This window comes from Pseudovibrio sp. M1P-2-3, from assembly GCF_031501865.1.
Taxonomy (GTDB): Bacteria; Pseudomonadota; Alphaproteobacteria; order Rhizobiales; family Stappiaceae; genus Pseudovibrio; species Pseudovibrio corallicola.
Genome location: NZ_JARRCW010000001.1, coordinates 3,647,825 through 3,664,271, shown reverse-complemented (window position 1 = coordinate 3,664,271; position 16,447 = coordinate 3,647,825). Strand labels below are relative to the sequence as shown.

The following is a 16,447-nucleotide window of genomic DNA, read 5'->3' as shown; positions in this document are numbered from 1 at the left end:
TAGTTTATTGATTTGAAGGATGTAGTCTTGATGGAGCTGATTAACGAACCTGATGCATCACGATTGATATTTGGGCTGAGGGACACCGGATACAATTTTAGAACGGCAGCCGCGGATATCATCGATAACTCCATTGCGGCAAACGCCAACGAGGTGCATGTCCGTATTGACATTACACCGGACGGTCGCAAATACGTGTATTTCGGTGACGACGGCGATGGTATGAATGAAGATGAAGTACATTCTGCAATGCGGTATGGCGCGCCAGTTAGGAAGAATTTAGCAAGCCTCGGTAAGTTTGGTCTCGGCCTTAAAACAGCGTCAAGTTCAGTATGCCGTAACTTTGCAGTTATTTCCCGGAAAAACCAAGAGGAGACTCTAACAAAACTAGCTTGGGATCTCGATCATGTCGAGGAAACGGGCAAATGGGAAATGCGACGCGACCCTCTCGAGCAACACGAGCTCGATACTTTCGAAGAATTATGCGGAGATAAAGGGACACTGGTGGTTTGGTCGAACTGTGATCGGATCCTCTCAAAACACTATGACGAACCAGGTGGGACTAAATAGCAGCAAGCGATCAAGCGTCTGAGGAAAAGCTTAATCGATCATCTCGCGCTAATCTATCACCGCTTTCTTGATGTGGAGGACACGCGCCAACGTCAAATAGTGATGACAGTAAATGATGTGTCTGTTAACTCTTGGAATCCGTTCTATATAGAAAAATCAGAACAGGTTCTCTCCGATAAGCAACAAGAAATTCCGATTGAGGCTGGCGACGGAGAACTGATCGGCTCAGCGGGTATTCGGGCATGGATCCTACCGCACCGAAATACCTTGACAGCCGAGGAACAGAAAAAGGCCAATATCACCAACCGCGGTCAGGGGTTTTATATTTACCGGGAAGGTAGATTGATCAACCAAGGCGGATGGCTTGGAGTATTCGGGGCGCATGGCACCTTCGAACCGCACATGTCTTTGCTGAGAATTGAGTTCGACTTTGGACACGAACTAGACGAAGCCTTCTATGTTGATGTCAAGAAATCCCAGATTCTATTTGATCCTGTCATCGAAGAGTACTTGGCCAAGCTCCTTGGCAATGCGCGAAGGGAAGCAAACAATCGCTATCGACGTAAGGAAAGAGAGGCGGCTGTCAATTCGCAGGTGAACCACACCTCTGCAAATGTTTCTATCAGTGGTACGCCAACCGCAAAGAAGCCGCTGATTGAAAGTGCAGATACCGAGACCCAAACAGCGGTGGTGACAAACGCTCACGGCTCTGGGATACGGATCAGGCAGCCTGTCCAGAACAACGTGGAGCATAACAAGATCCACGTTGATGCTGTTGAGACGATCACATCAGGAAATCTCTGGGTCCCCGTACTCCGAAGCGAAGGTACGACAGGACATGTTCCCGGAGTCGAGCTCAATAAGCATCATGATTTTTACCAGAAAATCTACCAAAGGGCGGATGCGAACGGTTACTCCGTGCAGGGTATGGATCTCCTCATGTGGGCCTTTGCGGTTTCTGAAATGGACTTTTCCAACGAAGAGCTTGCCCCAATCTTTGAGGATATTCGGGACGTTGTGTTATCGAACTTGAGAAAGCTGCTTAGAGATGTCCCCTTTCCGGATAGCAGCGATTTGAACGGGGATGGGGACGAAGAATATGTTAGCGCGGAAGCGTGACCTAATCGCCGCTGAACTCGCCAATGGCACTGGTGCGTCCATTGCCGTGCGTGTGAAGGATACGGGTCTTCGCAATGGCTTGCATATGTGGTTCAGCGATCTTGAAGAGAAACAAGGTCCGGTGGCTGGACTGAAACCGCATGGTCTCAAATCTCACTTGGTTCGGCTTAGCTTTGGGCCTTTCTCAGCTCAGGTTCTGGCGCAGATAGCTAAGGCGGTTGAAGAGGACGTTCAACTTGCTCGGTCACTTGTCAAGTCGGCAATGAAGACAGCCGAAATAACGGTGACGGGACAGAGCGCTGAGAATTGGCTATAGTCTTGAGCCTTTATACTGAAACATATCCAGCTGCCTTGAAGTAATTCCAACACTCTTGGGGTGTGAACAGATCGCATATGTCACCCAGAGCCTTTATCAAGGTCTCAAAGGTTCTGGCTTTCATTCTGCGTAGGTGTGCTTTGAGCTTGGAAAACGCCATTTCGATAGGATTGAGATCAGGAGAATAGGGCGGCAGAAAAAGGAACCAACACCCGCTTTGTCTGAGGGCCCTTGCGGCTTCTGGAACTTTGTGTGTGGACAGGTTATCCAGAATGACCACCGTTTTAGGGTGCAAGCATGGAGCCAGTTGTGTCGTGATATAAGTGGTGAATGCCTTGCCATTCATGGCCCCGTCCAGAACCCAGGGCGCAATGAGTCCCTCGTGGGTCAAACCGGCGATAAAGGTCTGGTTCTGCCAGCGTCCAAACGGCGCTGTGTCAAGGGCTCGTTCCCCTTTAAAGGCTCGGCCTCGCAGCCGGGTTAAATTCGTTTTAACACTGGTTTCATCGAGAAACACCAGTCTCTCAGGCAGATCACGCATTATAGGCTGACGGGTGTGGCGCCATTCATCTCTGGCATTTTGTACATGGAGTTTGCCACGCTCGGTTGCCACCAACGATTTTTTTTATAGGTGTAGCCAAGACGGCGCAAAGCCTTGGAGACGGAAGTATGGTGAACCCTCACTCCCTCAGCCATGAAAAGTGCATCACATAACTCCATCAACGTGATATCTCCGTCTTGATTGACCAGCTCGCGCAAGAAGGAGAGGTAGGGCTCCAATTTTCCGCCTCCCTTTGGGCGCCCTGTCCTGACCGGGATTAAACTCTGCCCCTCCCGAACTTTACGGGCCAAGCGAGATCCTGATGCTGGAGAGATCAGCAGGCGGCGTGCTGCTTCACGCCCGCTCATCCCGGATAAAATGAGCCTTTTAAAGCGAAGGCGTAAATCAAGTGAAAGTGGCCGGCCCATGTGATCTCCTCCCTAAAAGGAGTAAATCACAAATCAACCTGATTGGGAATCCCCAATCGATTCAGCGTTGCGCCTCATTGCTTTAGTTAAGGACGGTGCTTTCGAAGCAGTGGCGCTGTATCGACACAAAGAGATTTCGCCCGACAGCGATGAAGCCATAATCGAAACCTGCCGCGAAGTGATTGTGCCGCTCATGGCAGCCATGGCGGAACTTATTGGGTATGATGCCGTGGAAGATTCGACCGCGTCAGAAGTTCCGGATGTGGAAGGAGCCTTGAGCCGGGCGATAGTGTCGCGAAGGGAACGGAACCCGCGTAACAGACTGCTGTGCTTGCGCATTCATGGCTCGGAATGCCGTGCATGCGGGCTTAATCCCGAAGATTCCTATCGTGATGCCGGTAGCATTATCGAGGTGCATCACCTTGAACCGATTTCGATGTTAGACAGGCCTCGCCCCTATGATCCGGAGAAGGATCTAGTACCACTGTGCCCCAACTGTCACCGGGCGGTCCATACACGTCGTCCTTGGCCACTCAGCCTCGACGAACTAGCTGTAAAGATGGGGGAGGTTCATGGTTGATCTCAGCCGATTTCCATGTTCATTCCTAGAAATTATGCGTTCTCCGCCAGAAGGATACACGATTTCCGAGCGAATACTTGACGCGGAAATACTGCTTGATCGTGTTGGTGGCAAGATCACGGCGCAACTTGTCGGCATAAGAAATCTCAAAGGACGTCGCCAAGAACTCTCTACCCCTTCCCATGACCACCCATGGGTCGTCGATGGAAGTGTCCTACGCCCTCTCCCCAGTGATGCCGTGAAGGTTTTTAATGCGGCTTTGAATAATGCGGATCCGGAACGTTTGGACTTCAAGACTGCCGTTCATCTTCTAGAGGATGAAACAGGGATCTTGCCGGTCACGGCAACAGCGCGTTTTCAATTGTCCGGAGGCGTGGTCGCCAGTAATTTGCCGGAAAAAACGGATATACTTGGGCTCAACGCGAATCTGTTCCCGTATCAGGCCAGAGGTGTGCAGTGGATGAACCAGACCATCGCATCCACGGGAGGTTTGATACTCGCTGACGAGATGGGCTTAGGCAAGACGTTGCAAATAATCGCCCTGCTGTTGCTTGATCCTCCTTCAGAGTTAGCCCCCGCACTAATTGTGTGCCCGACCAGCCTTATTGCAAACTGGGTTCGTGAAATTAAGAAATTCGGTCCTTCTCTATCTGTGCTCGTGCATCGCGGTCCAAACCGTACAGGTGTGTTCCGTGGGCTTCAGCGAAGCAACTTGGTGATCACGACGTATGATACCATGGTTAACGACATTGCAATCTTCTCAGCTTTCGAATGGTCGTGGGTCATTTGCGACGAAGCGCAGGCTATCAAGAACCCGGATTCTAATCGGCGCCAAGCGATCGTGTCTATTCCACGGCAACGAACGATCCCCATGACTGGCACACCGGTCGAGAATACGCTGATGGATCTCTGGTCACTCATGGATTTCGCGATTCCCGGGCTGTTAAAAAGCCGCAAGGAATTCCAAGCGAAATATCCGGACTCGCTCGAGTCCGCCCGAGAAATTGGCAAGATTTCTGACCCCGTAACCTTGAAGCGTAGGGTTGCAGATGTGGCGGATGACCTGCCTGAGCGGATTGACATCGACTTGCCTCTGGAACTGGGCGAAGCGCTTGCAGACTATTACCGCGACGTGCGGGAAGAAACACTGGCTCGATACCCTGTAGCTGGAGCGCTCGTCGCGACCTTGCAGCTGCAACTTGTTTGCGCGCATCCTTGGCTTCGCCAAGGGCGCACCGATGACGAGGATGGTGAATTTGCGGAGATCGAGCGCTCGGCGGAGCAACCTCTTTTGACCCCTAAGATGGAACGCACCGTGGAGCTTCTTTATGAAGCGTTCGCAAACGGTAGAAAGGTCATCATTTTCGCCTTGTTCAACCGGCTTGGGGATCTTATCCGCGAAGCAGGCAAGGACCTGCCTGAAGCTTATTGGGGTGCCATCAACGGATCCACTGATCAGTCCGATCGGCAAATTATTATCGACGAATTTAGCGCGTATGGCGGTCCAGCATGTTTGGTCCTCAACCCAAAGGCTGCCGGGGCCGGTCTCAATATCACCGCTGCAACCATCGTCATTCACTACACGCCAGTCTGGAATCCGGCTCTCGAGGCGCAAGCCAGCGCAAGAGCGCATCGCAGGGGCCAGACACTGCCAGTCACCATTTATCGCCTTTTCTATGAGGACACCGTAGAACGCGTAATGCTAGACCGGTCAGGGTGGAAGCATGAACTAGGCAATGAAATTATGCCAATGGCGACAAGGGACCGGGAAGATTTTGACCGGGCGCTCGCAATCGAACCGAGGAATTCATGACGCGGACGGCCTTCAGAAAAATACTTAGCGCCAACGATGTTGGGTTGACCGGTGGACACCAAGCCGGTGTCCTTATTCCGAAGGGAAACACTGACCTTCTTGGCTTTCTGCCACCCTTGGATGGGGGTATCAAGAACCCCGACGCTTGGATTAATTGCGTTGATGACGATGGGGTTATGCACCGCTTTCGTTTCGTCTATTACAACAATAAGCTTCATGACGAAAGGGGAACGCGCAACGAGTATCGCGTTACTTATATGACGGCTTGGTTTCGGAACCAAAATGCCAAACCTGGTGACGCATTCGAGATCAGCCGCAATAGGGGAAACTCAGATTACCACATTCGGATCATTCGTGCCGAGACAGAAGCTACCCCGTGTCCGGAAGGTGGTGCGATTAGGCTCCGACTGAAAGGGTGGCAGCGGGTTCATTGAAGTTACCTGCTGGGCCAAAAGACGCTTCTTATGTAGACGGTTACTTGTTTTTAGCTTGTATTTTCTAGATTTCGCGCATGTGATAATTATATTTGATTAACGATACAGACGGAAATCGGTTTGGATAAACGGCCTTCAATGACTGATGCGTCTTGTTTCTCCTCTCTTGCAATTAACTACATAGCAGTGCCTTGAAAGCGGGTGACTATGACGCCGTGTGCCGGAACTTGGCGCAACGGCTGCGATCCGCTTTTTTCTCCTGATGCTGCGCACCATTCCCCGCTAAACAAAAAATGCCGCTCTCCGCCCGTCTAATCCTTCGGAACGCCCCGCGCTAAAGCTTGGGGTGCGCATTCCGTCCCTGTCGTCATTCCCGTCCCCGTCAAGGCCACGAGCTACGTGGCATCAACAAACAGACGAGGAGAAACAAAATGACTATCTTTTACGCTCAACCCTACGACATCTCAGCCACAGGCTTCTTTTTCGAAACATCCGAGCAGTTCCAAGAACGCTCCAGCGCCAACCGCAACGATTACGGCGATCCAGTCGAAGAATACGAGATCCAGTTCATCACTGGCGAAGACATCGACTACGAACTCTCCCAAGCTTGGGGCATCAACCAAGCCAACATCGCCCAATTCATCGAAGCCGAGGAAACATGGGATGACTTTGACAAAATCAAATTCATCATCGCAGTAGGCGAGTGCGGCTGTACCTTCGACCCCAACACCGCCGATGCCGACGATTACGACGTAGACATCTACCACGTCGATAACCTCAAAGAGCTAGCCGAACAATTCGTTGACGAAGGTCTGTTCAGCGAAATTCCAGAGCGCATCCAATACTACCTAGATTTTGACCTAATCGCCCGCGACCTAGAAGCGGACTACACCGCTACCATCATTGCCGGAGAACGCTTAGCCTACCGTTGCGGGTAGGCTGAGCTTCACGTCAATACGCGCTATCCTCTCAGAATTTAAAACGGGATAAGGATATCAGGCCGGTATGAAAAGTTCGCAGCATATAATCTGCCTAATGTTTGCTTGATTGCATTTATGGGTAATTACTAACTTTGGCAAGTCGTTCCAGAATGATGTATCTGTCCAGAAAAATGCCCATTCAGTGGGCTGCGTAATCGGAGCAGTTCCACTTAACAAACGAGCTCTAACTGTCCAATCAAACAGGATCACCTCTGTCTGATTGTCTTTGAAGTGAGTGCTCCGGCAGTTCATCAGCGGTATGCTCGCTTAACTTTTATTACCTATTAATCGTGCGATGAATCTACTCCCATCTTTGTGCAGCTATTGAGCTGTTGGTAATAACGCGGGACAATCGGTAAAGGTGATCGTTGCGGCTAGGTTTAACCTGAGGCGAGATCCTGCAGATCGGTTGACGTGCCGACGATGTTTAGCAGCAAATTCGCTCGACTGAGCGCTACGTAGCGAAGCTCTGCAGTATTCAAAAGTTCAGGCTGGATCACGAACACGCAAGGACGGGATAGGCCTTTGAAACGTCGCACAGTGTCAAAGATTACGCAGCCAGGCCTTACGTCGGTAGCGTTGCAAACAGGTGCTCCGCCTATCCGCCTTGGTATCGCGCTCGGGTCTATCGAACTACCGGTAAGAACTGCTATTTGGCTAGGATCGAGCTGGCCGGATTTTATTAAAAACGCAATACGCTCGTTCGTCGTAGGAATAGCGAGGTCACGGTGGCGGATCTCCAGCCACTGAACGGGTTGTCCTTCAGGTCCCGCCGCGTGCGTAGCGCGACCGTTGTACCACTTGCGCATGACGGAATGAATCGACTTAGTGTTGCGCAGATTGCGCGTGAGCCGGTAGCGCGCAGTTGGTAGGGCGGCAATGAATGAACCGTTTGCCTCGTAGAGGGTTTGGTTGTCGTCATGAAAGACGTAGAACTCGTTCTGGTCTACATCCTTAAGACATAGTTTTAGGGTGTCCAGCCAAGTGTCATAGAAGTCCTGTCCTTCGTCAATTACTATGGTATCGAAGCGGAAACTTGGTTGAGTCTCCATCGCTTCAAGCAGCAGTTCGGGCAATGTAGTTTCGTAATCTGCTACTTCCAGAGTTGAAGGCACGGATAGTCCGGCCTGTCGCGCGAGGTTAATACATAATGCATGAAAGCCGCAGGCTGTTAGGTTCTCCTGCCTCTTGGTTAGCGCATTCAGGTGAGCTGCAAGAGGGGTGTTGTAACATACCAGCAAGGTGCGGTGACCGGACAATGCGGAGCGTATCGATTTCTCTACCGCGAGGACCGTCTTTCCAGTACCCGCCCCACCGGAGATCGCCTGCTGCGAATTATCCTCAAGTGAATCCAGAATCCAAGCCTGCTCGGCAGTGAGTGCTTCGATCTTACGATTGTCATCGGCGAGGCTCACGCCAATGTGAGACCGGAGTTCGAAGTGACTAGAGAGCATATCCTCAAGCACTTGGATTCCGTCAAGACCTAGGGCATCATCCGTAGCGCCATTTTCGTTCATTCGGCTTCGGACCCAGTCGCCGAGCCGTTCAATGTCGTCACCGAAAGCAAATAGCTCTAGAGGCGCGTCCGGGCCCAAAGCCCGGTTTGGTCTTGCGCTGTTAGGAAGGACTGCTGCGTGGCGCGCGGTAATGCGGCGGTATCGCAATTGACGTGTCTGCCTCAGGCGGCGCAAGAAATGGTGTTTGCTGCGCTTTGCCTGCTCAATCGGGTTCTTGATTTTGAAAGGAATGTCGTAGCGGTCTCGGGAGATCCAAGTACCGTCGCTTTCTCGGCAGGAGACACGGCCGCCCTTGACTTCCAAGAATAAGAGGCCGAGCTCTACGTGAGCGACAATAAAATCTGCCTCTCCATCAAACTCCTGTGTGCTGTTCCGATCTGCTTCGTGCCAAGACCTAGAATAGTAGCAGTAGAAACTGTCTGGAAGCTGATCTCGGAGGCGTTCGTAGACGTCGACCTCAGCAGAACGTTTAGGATCCTTCAGAACGTCGACGGATAGTTTTCGAGGATATATGCGTGCCATAATCTGTCCTAGGTCAATACAGAGCGGAAGAAACCGATTTCCGGAACTTCGGGGCTGCCGACGAGCAAGGCGCGATCAAGGTGTCGATTAAAATGTTCGCAGGTCGTTTCGGGCGTAAAGGTGCACGAATGGCAGGCGGCAAGACCCGACCCTTCGGACAGGGATAGCATGCCCTGACCGCAAAGTGGGTCGGACGAGCACCATTCCATTTCGGCAATGGAGTTCATCAGAGTGTGCGCGAAGCGCTCTGTTCTGCCTTCGCGTGACAATCCGCCCAACGTACCGTCCGCGTCGGGAGCTGCCGTGTAAAGGAGTAGCCCGCACATGTCCTGCGTCTCCGTCGAGATATAGAGACGCTCGCGAATGGAAGCGGTGGAGTATCCGCAGTCCAGCGAAAGGCGCATGGCGAGTGCATGTGCAAGCGTGTGTATTAAGAGGAATCGCGGTGTGACCTCTGAAGATTTGGGACGATCCCCGAGGCCATCTGCCTCCCGTTTTTTCTGCATTACTTCGCTCGCTCGAGCGATACGCTCTACGACGACCTCTTTTGTCTCCCACTCTTTTAGCGCTGTCTCCTCGAGCGAGAGGAAGATTCCCTCGCCATGGACACGGATTCCTGGAAGCCAAGTCTTTGTTTCCGCTGAGAGCTTCGCCTTCCGCTCTTCGGCTTCCGGGCTCTCTAGTGGCTCTAGCCGTGAGAAGCCGGTCAGGACGCGTACTTCCCGTAGTCGCTCGACGGAGACAAGGTGCGATATGAGGTTACGAAAGCCCGATGGAATCTCTTGCGGGCGGATTGCAAAATGGCGGTGCTCGTCTCGACTGTCAGCTACATCGCTCCTTTCGGTGAAACGGAGGAATTCTTCGGTTCTGATATCTATTGTGTTATCACATAACATTGTGAGACGAGCTCGTAACTTGCGGCTGATTTCCGCCGCCGTCGCTGGGTCAGTCCCTGTGCCAGGCACCACGTACTCACGAACGAATACATCTACCTTATCAAGGTCCTTAATATTTCGTGCCCAGTCCCAAGCGTCGCCTAGTGATTCTTCAAAGCTATCGCCCCAAGGAGGGACATCGAGTGCGGAGGCAATTTCAGGAAAATAAACGTTTGAAGCACCCCGCTGCAACACCACTGGAGCGTGATTACAGGGCTCTGGAGCCACGTCAAGCCAAGGTCTATCACCGTAGCAGCTCGGCATAATTTTTCGAAGAGCGGTAGCGTCGAAAGCTCGGTCGAGGCTCTTTTCATGTCGGCAGTGTGTGCATTGAATTTTCAGGCCACGGAGACCAGCGCCTTCGCCGACAAGTTTCAATGGATGTTTGCGTTCGCAGGATGGGCTGTGTGTAGCCCATGATTGCCATGGAAAGTCGCTAAGGTGGCCGCTCGGACAAGTTACAACAAAACGGACAGGCACAACAAACATTCGGGTGCCGTGCCGCTTCGTCTGACCAGAACAGTCACGACAATATAGTCCGGGTTGCCCGTCCTCTTCTCCCCATTCATGCGACTTTCGCAGTAGATTGCACTTCGGGCAGACGTGCCAGTTCGGGAAACGTACAGCAGGGACACCCAATATACGTTTTCCCTCCCATGTCTGTTCTTCTCCGACTGGCGGTTCACGGAAGCTGCGCACCTTTAGCTGTTCCTCAAGGCGGGCGTGGTGAATCGTTGGTTTCTCTCGTTTTGCAGTGCTGCTGGGACCAAGTTTCTCCCAGCCCTCCAATCCTTTCGCTACGACGGAGATGGGTTCGCCATAATTTCCGCGGAAGTCGATGATTGCGCCTGGGCCATTGGTGGAGAGGACCTGGCTCTTCCTTATTTTCCCGATTTCGGTCATTTCGATTTTTCCCCTTGCGTAGCGCGATCTTGTCTACGTATGCGGCTGCGGGTTCTCTCTCTTCTAGGCTCCCTTTCGCGATCTCGGTCCCGGCGCGGAGCAAAGGTCCTTTCTAAAAAGAAAGTGGTGGCAGCCTCGACGCTGCGCAGGCTGTTTGGTGTGGGACGTTGGCCGGGCGCGAAAGCACGCTCATTCCGCTCGGTATAGGTCTCTGCACTGATCAAAAGGGCTTCTCGGTAGTCGTCCCAATACTTTTCCGGCGTATTGTCTGCCCAATTGTCGACGAAATGACGCAATTCCCTGAAAGCTCCTTCTGCTTCGTCTGGGTCGATTCGTCTGATCCTGTCAACGATGTCATCTACGAGATCAAGCAGGCCATCCTTGCCGCCATGGACCGCGTCGGGGCGATTGAACCCAGGTAGCAAATGTCGTGCCATGGCTACGAGAGGCGCATGAAGGGCACGGTCGCGGGCCCGCTTTGCGAATGGTGTTACGCTGGTCGCTTCAACCTCTCGATAGAGAGCCTGGTGCCAGCTTGTGAAAGACTCATATCTGCTTCGGTCTCGAGCCTTATTGGCGTTGTAAACGGATAGTACGAGGCCTGGCGCGCTTGAGTTACGGCCAACACGGCTGGTTGCCTGTATGTATTCAGCGATGGTCTTTGGTTGACCATTGACAACCATTAAACCGAGACGCGAGACATCCATACCGACCGAGATCATGTTTGACGCAAGAACAATATCTACTACGCCTTCCTCTCCGTAAATTGCTTCGAGTTGCTTGAGGTGCGCGGGGATCTCGCTGGAGGGAATACGGCTGGTGAGTTCAATTTGCGTGTCGGCACGTCGCTCGATGTCGGTTTTCCGACGGCCTTTCAGGACGGTCAGCGTGCGAGCCACGTCATCCCGCATGAGCACTAGTGAACCACCGAGTTCGCGAAGCGAATTGAAGTAGTTAACAACTGTCCAGTATCCGTCACGACAATCGTCCGGGAGGTTCGCTCCGCTCTGCAGCAGGCTTGCTTCGACCGCCTGAAGTGCGAACTTGGCGGAACGGCCAACTGTGCTCACCCCCAGAAAGCGCCGCCCAGGCTGCGTGCGGTCCTCTACTGAAAAGCCCGAGTTTGTTGAAACGAGACCGGGTGGGGGGAATTGAAAGCTGTTTCTGTCAAAGAGTCCTGAGACTTGATTTCTTGCGCGTCGGATGGTGGCGGTGGAGCCAATCACCTTGGCAGGTGCACCTTCTGATTGGCACAGTTCGTCGATGGCAACTTCATAAAGGCCAGCGAGACTTCCCAGAGGGCCCGAGATCAGGTGAAGTTCGTCTTGAATAATAAGTTCAGGCGGAAGATGGTCTGTCCCCGCGCCGAAAAGTTTGCCGGCATCTTCGGAGCGTACGATCTGGGCATACTTGTCAACGGTGCCAATGATCAGGGTTGGGAGCTGGCGATAGATATCGACATCTACTGTCCAGATGGGCAGGTGCGTTCCACTGAGTTTGCAGTTGGTGTTGATGCAGTGAAACTCAATGCGACTTTGCGTTTCGTTAGGTGCGCACCTGAGCAACGAGTGACAACAAGGGCATTTTTGCAGTTGTTTTGGGGATGCCTCTGTTTCCTTGTCAAGGGCCTCTATTGCCTCTGTTATAGTATTTGGAGTAGCTCCAGAGCCGACCCATAATCCGATGGAGATCTCAGCGTCATTGGCAAAATGTGGAGGTAACGCTACTGGTCCAGTATCAATGAGACCTCGCCGGATGAGCTCGCAGGCACAGATCAGAGCCGATGCGCGTTCAAATTGCTGAATGGTCAGTAGCCGGAGCGTATATCGCATGAAAGCTGAGACACCGGCACCGTCTGGTCCGCCGTTTGCTTCCAGACGGCGCAAGAAAATCTTGAAAGCAGTGAGGAGAAGGTAAGCTTCCGTTTTGCCGCCACCTGTTGGAAACCAGAGCAGATCCATCAGATCCCGGTCTTCGTCTTCAGAATCAGCCAGAGATCGCAAGCAAAGTAACGCAAAACCGATTTGGAACGGACGCCAGACTAATGGACGATTCGGGGCCTTCCAACTTTGTTGAAGAGCGATGGCATGGTTGGCCAAACTGAAGGCGTCGAGGGCTACATTTGAAGTATCTAAAAGATCTATACCACGTCGCATTCGAGCCGCGGCCTGTCTGCACTGATCTAAATGTTTTTCTCCCTGCACCCGCAGGAAGTCGTGTAGTGCAGCGCATTCTACCTGCCGCGCGTCGATCCAAGTTTCGTAGGCATCGACGAAACTTGTCAATGCCGGAACGATTTCCACGCGATTGGCACTTGCGAGCCAAGAGGCCCCCAGTGGCCCGGCGGCTCCACCCGCGGCGAAACGGCGGAACACATTATCGCCTTCCGCGCTGATAGGATGAATGAGTGTTTCTGGTAGCCAAGTCGTATGGACGCTTTCGACCTTTCCGTCTTCTCCCATTTGCCAGTCGGCTGAACAGTTGTGACCGACAGCATAGCTATCTACATCCCTATATAGCAGCGCTAAGGCCTTATCGTCTTCGTCATCATTACTTTGACCAGTAATCAAGTGTTCGGGCTTCGGAACAAAGTCACCGTCCAAGCACTCCACAAGGATGGATGTTTGAAACAGGCCAGCCTCTTCGCTCTCTTCACGGGATGCGCCCCGATTAAGCACTGTACTGTTGCTCACTGCGAGAGTTATGAGTAGCACTTCGTCCCACCATGTCGCTCGCATGTGCAGGGTGGCGTTGGAGAGCCCGTTGGTCGCTAGGTCGAGTGTGGTGCCCCTTGTCTCCTTCACGGGTAGACTGATTTCAGCTATTCGAGGGATGCGCTGCCAAAGCGGGGCCAGTGCGGATTCTAAGGTGGTGTCTTTGCCATCTTCCGGCTGGGCAGCTACATACCGACCAGCTCTAATCCGAATAATTAGGGTACTTTCCTGCGCTTTTGATCGAGGGCGTACGGCAAATGACAGGCCGGCAGAAGAAGGGCGGAAGGTAGAATCAGCGCGGATACTATCCATGCCAGTATCTGATTCTTGAGTGTCACTTGGCTCTCCAGATTCGTCATCCTCAGCCGCATCGCGGGCAGTCCTGATTGGGAAAAGGATCCCCGTCAAGTAGCGGTCAGATGGACGATCATCGATAATTTCATTGGGGTCGCTTGGGCCGATGATATCTTCGGTAAGTCGTTCTATGATGCTGTCTCTTGCATCTTGCGTAGTGTTAGCAGCCATCCTGTTTCGCGCTCCTGTAAAGTCTTGCAAGTCCGCCAAGCATGGGCTGTAAGGAGATCTGACGTTTTCCACCTTCCGACTTGCGCGTCACCGAGGTCGTGGCTCCAACAATACGGAAGTTTGTCAAAACGCTAGGCAGCTCATCGATTGAAGAGATGCCAGGCAGGAGTGTTAATGCTTCAGTGAAGGTAGCGGAAATTTCACCGAGAGGCTGGCCCTCAGGAGTGTTGTCGCCTCGGTCTGTGTAAATGTTCCAAGTCCGGCCACTACGGACTGCAATGGCTGCGGCATTTCGGGTTGCAGCTTGCCAGAGTTCTTGTGAGCGGCCTCGCTCCAAGGGACGTTGCAGTACTGCATCGGGTGTTGGAACATCGCCATCAAGGCCTATCTCAACTTCTTGGAACGTTTGCGTCGCTCGCCAGCGCCGTTCACCTTGTAAAGGGCGGAGATAGTTCGGGAAAATGGCGCGGGCAGTCCTGAGTTCATTTGTAGCACGTGTAGCTCCGACGAAAAGTATACGTGCTTCCTCCAGAGGATCAGAATTTTCCCGCAGACTGGGTCGTTGGAGTATAATGACTTTCGCTGCTTCCCGTCCTTTCCAAGCGTGGATCGTGGATAACAAAGGACCGGAAGCACCTTCGTGATCCAACAGAAGCTCCAAAGGGGCACCTGCATGCAGTTCCGCGGCTACTTCGCCAACATGAATTTGGTCACTTTTCTCGGGAGAAAGTTGCAGGAGCCGTTTCCAGGTTTGCTCAACGATGTCTTCTGGGACATTCTCAACGATGCGGGCTATGTTGAGTGCAATGTCCTCTCGATTGACCCGCTCCATTGTGGGCAAATCACCGATCGCAGCCGCTATCCATGGGTCAATGCGTTTAGGTCTACCGGACAAACGTATACGACAAGGCTTGCCTTCTTCACGAAAACGCGCAGCCAAAGTATGCACCTCTGCTCTGGTTCGCATCAGCATCACATGATCTGTAAGATCAGGACGGGCCACGACATCAGCGATGCCGGTTTCGACGGCAGCTTTCTCGATTCGCTGTTTTGTTGAAGCCCAGAGCTGATTCCCAGCCTCCGTGTTTGCCTGCTCTATCAGTTCACGGCGTGCATCTTGGAAAAGATTGCGGAGATGACGTGATTGAGTGCGATGGTTTTCGAGGAGGTTGACCGGAATAAAGTCGTTATCATGAGAGAGGAGCTCCATTAGCGTCTCTGTGGGCGCCTCACTAATTCCGTGATTGTAAATCGCTTGGGCGCTGTCGCCAAAAACGGTCGCACCGCAGTCGTCGTGGATTTGAGAGATCAGCTCGTTGCAGAAGTCGCACCGATCGCCTACGAGGTCTTGGGCCTCGTCAATGATGATATGGTCAAGATCGTACACAAAATCGCGGATGATCGGATTTTTGCGAAGAAGTTTTATCGCGCGGCGTATGCTAGCCTCGTGACCGAAGTTGGTCGCCTCATCAGAAGCCTTTTTGATAAGGCGGGCGGCGAAACTGTCAAAGGTAGCAATTCGGATGCGCATAGCATTGCTGGGATCTGGTAGAGCGTTCGCAATGCGGTCTCGCAACTCCGCTACAGCCACGCGAGTGAAACTTAGAATGAGTATGCGTTCCGGTTGGGTACTCTCCTGTTCCAAGAGGTGAGCGACGCGGCGGCAAGCCGTGAAGGTTTTACCTGAGCCGGGCCCTGCTTCAATGAGCTGGCGCGCATCCATTGGAGCTGAAGAGATCTCTAACTGTGCTGGTGTGAGGATTCTCGCACTCGAACTGGGTGTTTGTACTTCCGGCAAATCGGCCCAAGCGTGGATTAGCCCACGGTTAGCTTCGTCCAGTAAAATCTTGTTCTCCAAAGCGTCAAGATTCCCAAAGATACCGGCAATGCGTTCGAGCGAAGGGCCAACACCCTGAATAGGTGCGTAGAAGTTGTGTTTGATGTGATTAACAGCTTCTGGGGTTGGAGACCCGAGATACTGCGTCAGGGTAACTGCGTTTGATCTAATTTCCGGACTGGTGCGGTCAGTTATCCGTACCAGTCTCGTGTGTCCTGCTTCTGGCTCGGCCTCCGTTGCCCAGTCCCCGAGAAGTGCGTATCCGAACTTGGGAAGTTCCACGGAAAACCAGGCGACCGCGACGAGGACGGTCTCGCCGAAACATCGGCTGCGCCCAATGTCACCCACGGCTACTAGGGCATCGATAATCGCCCGAATTAGTGGTTGCACATTACCGGCAGAGGTATGAATTGTAGATAGGGTGTCATCGCACCAGCTGATCAACGCCGGCTCAGAAATAGCTCGCCGTTGCTCCACAACGAGCCGCACTAGATCAGCGATTCCGCGAGGTCGCCACTGCTGCTGGTTCCTCAGACCTGCAAAAATTGCCGGGGTGCGAGGAGAAGTGTAACCTTTTTCAGGAGTTGAGCCCATATCTCCTACTAGATTGTCCATTGAAATTCTTTGCAGTTTTTGGGGGGTAAAAGCTTTTGTGCATTGAAATTAGGATCGTTGAAAGTTGAAATGTAGTCGTGTCTTAATTGTGCCGATAA

At 52.6% G+C, this 16,447-nt stretch carries 12 protein-coding genes; 7 read left to right on the top strand and 5 right to left on the bottom strand.

Annotation, left to right across the window (positions count from 1 at the left end):
• Window positions 1-30 precede the first annotated feature (30 nt).
• The 3 genes from P6574_RS16050 (at window position 31) to P6574_RS16040 (ending at window position 2,005) form a co-directional block, all read left to right on the top strand.
• Window positions 31-570, top strand: a complete 540-nt coding sequence (locus tag P6574_RS16050; RefSeq protein WP_310622180.1) for an ATP-binding protein — start codon at window positions 31-33, stop codon at window positions 568-570.
• Between the two features lie 102 nt (window positions 571-672).
• A complete protein-coding gene (locus P6574_RS16045) occupies window positions 673-1,689 on the top strand; it encodes a hypothetical protein (protein ID WP_310621272.1) in 1,017 nt (338 codons plus the stop codon).
• A complete protein-coding gene (locus P6574_RS16040) occupies window positions 1,670-2,005 on the top strand; it encodes a hypothetical protein (RefSeq protein WP_310621271.1) in 336 nt (111 codons plus the stop codon). The genes P6574_RS16045 and P6574_RS16040 overlap by 20 nt, the downstream gene beginning before the upstream one ends.
• Before the next feature lie 10 nt (window positions 2,006-2,015).
• On the opposite strand, the gene P6574_RS16035 is transcribed toward P6574_RS16040, so the two are convergent.
• A protein-coding gene (locus tag P6574_RS16035; RefSeq protein WP_310619020.1) for an IS630 family transposase occupies window positions 2,016-2,974 on the bottom strand; the annotation gives its coding sequence in 2 pieces (ribosomal slippage) (window positions 2,016-2,630 and window positions 2,633-2,974; 957 coding nt in all).
• Window positions 2,975-3,176: 202 nt separating this feature from the next.
• Here P6574_RS16035 and P6574_RS16030 point away from each other — a divergent pair.
• The 4 genes from P6574_RS16030 (at window position 3,177) to P6574_RS16015 (ending at window position 6,739) form a co-directional block, all read left to right on the top strand.
• The gene (locus P6574_RS16030) at window positions 3,177-3,554 is read left to right on the top strand and encodes an HNH endonuclease (protein WP_310621270.1); all 378 of its coding nucleotides are present in this window, start codon (window positions 3,177-3,179) and stop codon (window positions 3,552-3,554) included.
• On the top strand, window positions 3,547-5,367 hold the full coding sequence (locus P6574_RS16025; protein ID WP_310621269.1) for a DEAD/DEAH box helicase: 1,821 nt from the start codon (window positions 3,547-3,549) through the stop codon (window positions 5,365-5,367). The genes P6574_RS16030 and P6574_RS16025 overlap by 8 nt, the downstream gene beginning before the upstream one ends.
• Complete coding sequence (locus tag P6574_RS16020) at window positions 5,364-5,801, top strand: EcoRII N-terminal effector-binding domain-containing protein (RefSeq protein ID WP_310621268.1); 438 nt, start codon at window positions 5,364-5,366, stop codon at window positions 5,799-5,801. The genes P6574_RS16025 and P6574_RS16020 overlap by 4 nt, the downstream gene beginning before the upstream one ends.
• 431 nt (window positions 5,802-6,232) lie before the next feature.
• Complete coding sequence (locus P6574_RS16015) at window positions 6,233-6,739, top strand: antirestriction protein ArdA (RefSeq protein WP_310621267.1); 507 nt, start codon at window positions 6,233-6,235, stop codon at window positions 6,737-6,739.
• A gap of 422 nt (window positions 6,740-7,161) precedes the next feature.
• On the opposite strand, the gene P6574_RS16010 is transcribed toward P6574_RS16015, so the two are convergent.
• The 4 genes from P6574_RS16010 to P6574_RS15995 are packed head-to-tail and all read right to left on the bottom strand — an operon-like array spanning window position 7,162 to window position 16,349.
• Window positions 7,162-8,820, bottom strand: a complete 1,659-nt coding sequence (locus P6574_RS16010) for an NERD domain-containing protein (RefSeq protein ID WP_310621266.1) — start codon at window positions 8,818-8,820, stop codon at window positions 7,162-7,164.
• 8 nt (window positions 8,821-8,828) lie between these two features.
• A complete protein-coding gene (locus P6574_RS16005; protein WP_310621265.1) occupies window positions 8,829-10,658 on the bottom strand; it encodes a DUF1998 domain-containing protein in 1,830 nt (609 codons plus the stop codon).
• Window positions 10,655-13,897, bottom strand: a complete 3,243-nt coding sequence (locus P6574_RS16000) for a helicase-related protein (RefSeq protein ID WP_310621264.1) — start codon at window positions 13,895-13,897, stop codon at window positions 10,655-10,657. Before P6574_RS16000 ends, P6574_RS16005 begins: the two co-directional genes overlap by 4 nt.
• Complete coding sequence (locus P6574_RS15995) at window positions 13,887-16,349, bottom strand: UvrD-helicase domain-containing protein (protein WP_310621263.1); 2,463 nt, start codon at window positions 16,347-16,349, stop codon at window positions 13,887-13,889. Before P6574_RS15995 ends, P6574_RS16000 begins: the two co-directional genes overlap by 11 nt.
• Window positions 16,350-16,447 lie beyond the last annotated feature (98 nt).

What these genes read in the sequence shown, in the direction of transcription:
- P6574_RS16050 (WP_310622180.1), top strand. Translation starts at nt 31, where the DNA reads ATGGAGCTGATTAACGAACCTGATGCATCACGATTGATATTTGGGCTG.
- P6574_RS16045 (WP_310621272.1), top strand. Translation starts at nt 673, where the DNA reads ATGACAGTAAATGATGTGTCTGTTAACTCTTGGAATCCGTTCTATATA.
- P6574_RS16040 (WP_310621271.1), top strand. Translation starts at nt 1,670, where the DNA reads ATGTTAGCGCGGAAGCGTGACCTAATCGCCGCTGAACTCGCCAATGGC.
- P6574_RS16030 (WP_310621270.1), top strand. Translation starts at nt 3,177, where the DNA reads ATGGCGGAACTTATTGGGTATGATGCCGTGGAAGATTCGACCGCGTCA.
- P6574_RS16025 (WP_310621269.1), top strand. Translation starts at nt 3,547, where the DNA reads ATGGTTGATCTCAGCCGATTTCCATGTTCATTCCTAGAAATTATGCGT.
- P6574_RS16020 (WP_310621268.1), top strand. Translation starts at nt 5,364, where the DNA reads ATGACGCGGACGGCCTTCAGAAAAATACTTAGCGCCAACGATGTTGGG.
- P6574_RS16015 (WP_310621267.1), top strand. Translation starts at nt 6,233, where the DNA reads ATGACTATCTTTTACGCTCAACCCTACGACATCTCAGCCACAGGCTTC.
- P6574_RS16010 (WP_310621266.1), bottom strand. Translation starts at nt 8,820, where the DNA reads ATGGCACGCATATATCCTCGAAAACTATCCGTCGACGTTCTGAAGGAT.
- P6574_RS16005 (WP_310621265.1), bottom strand. Translation starts at nt 10,658, where the DNA reads ATGACCGAAATCGGGAAAATAAGGAAGAGCCAGGTCCTCTCCACCAAT.
- P6574_RS16000 (WP_310621264.1), bottom strand. Translation starts at nt 13,897, where the DNA reads ATGGCTGCTAACACTACGCAAGATGCAAGAGACAGCATCATAGAACGA.
- P6574_RS15995 (WP_310621263.1), bottom strand. Translation starts at nt 16,349, where the DNA reads ATGGACAATCTAGTAGGAGATATGGGCTCAACTCCTGAAAAAGGTTAC.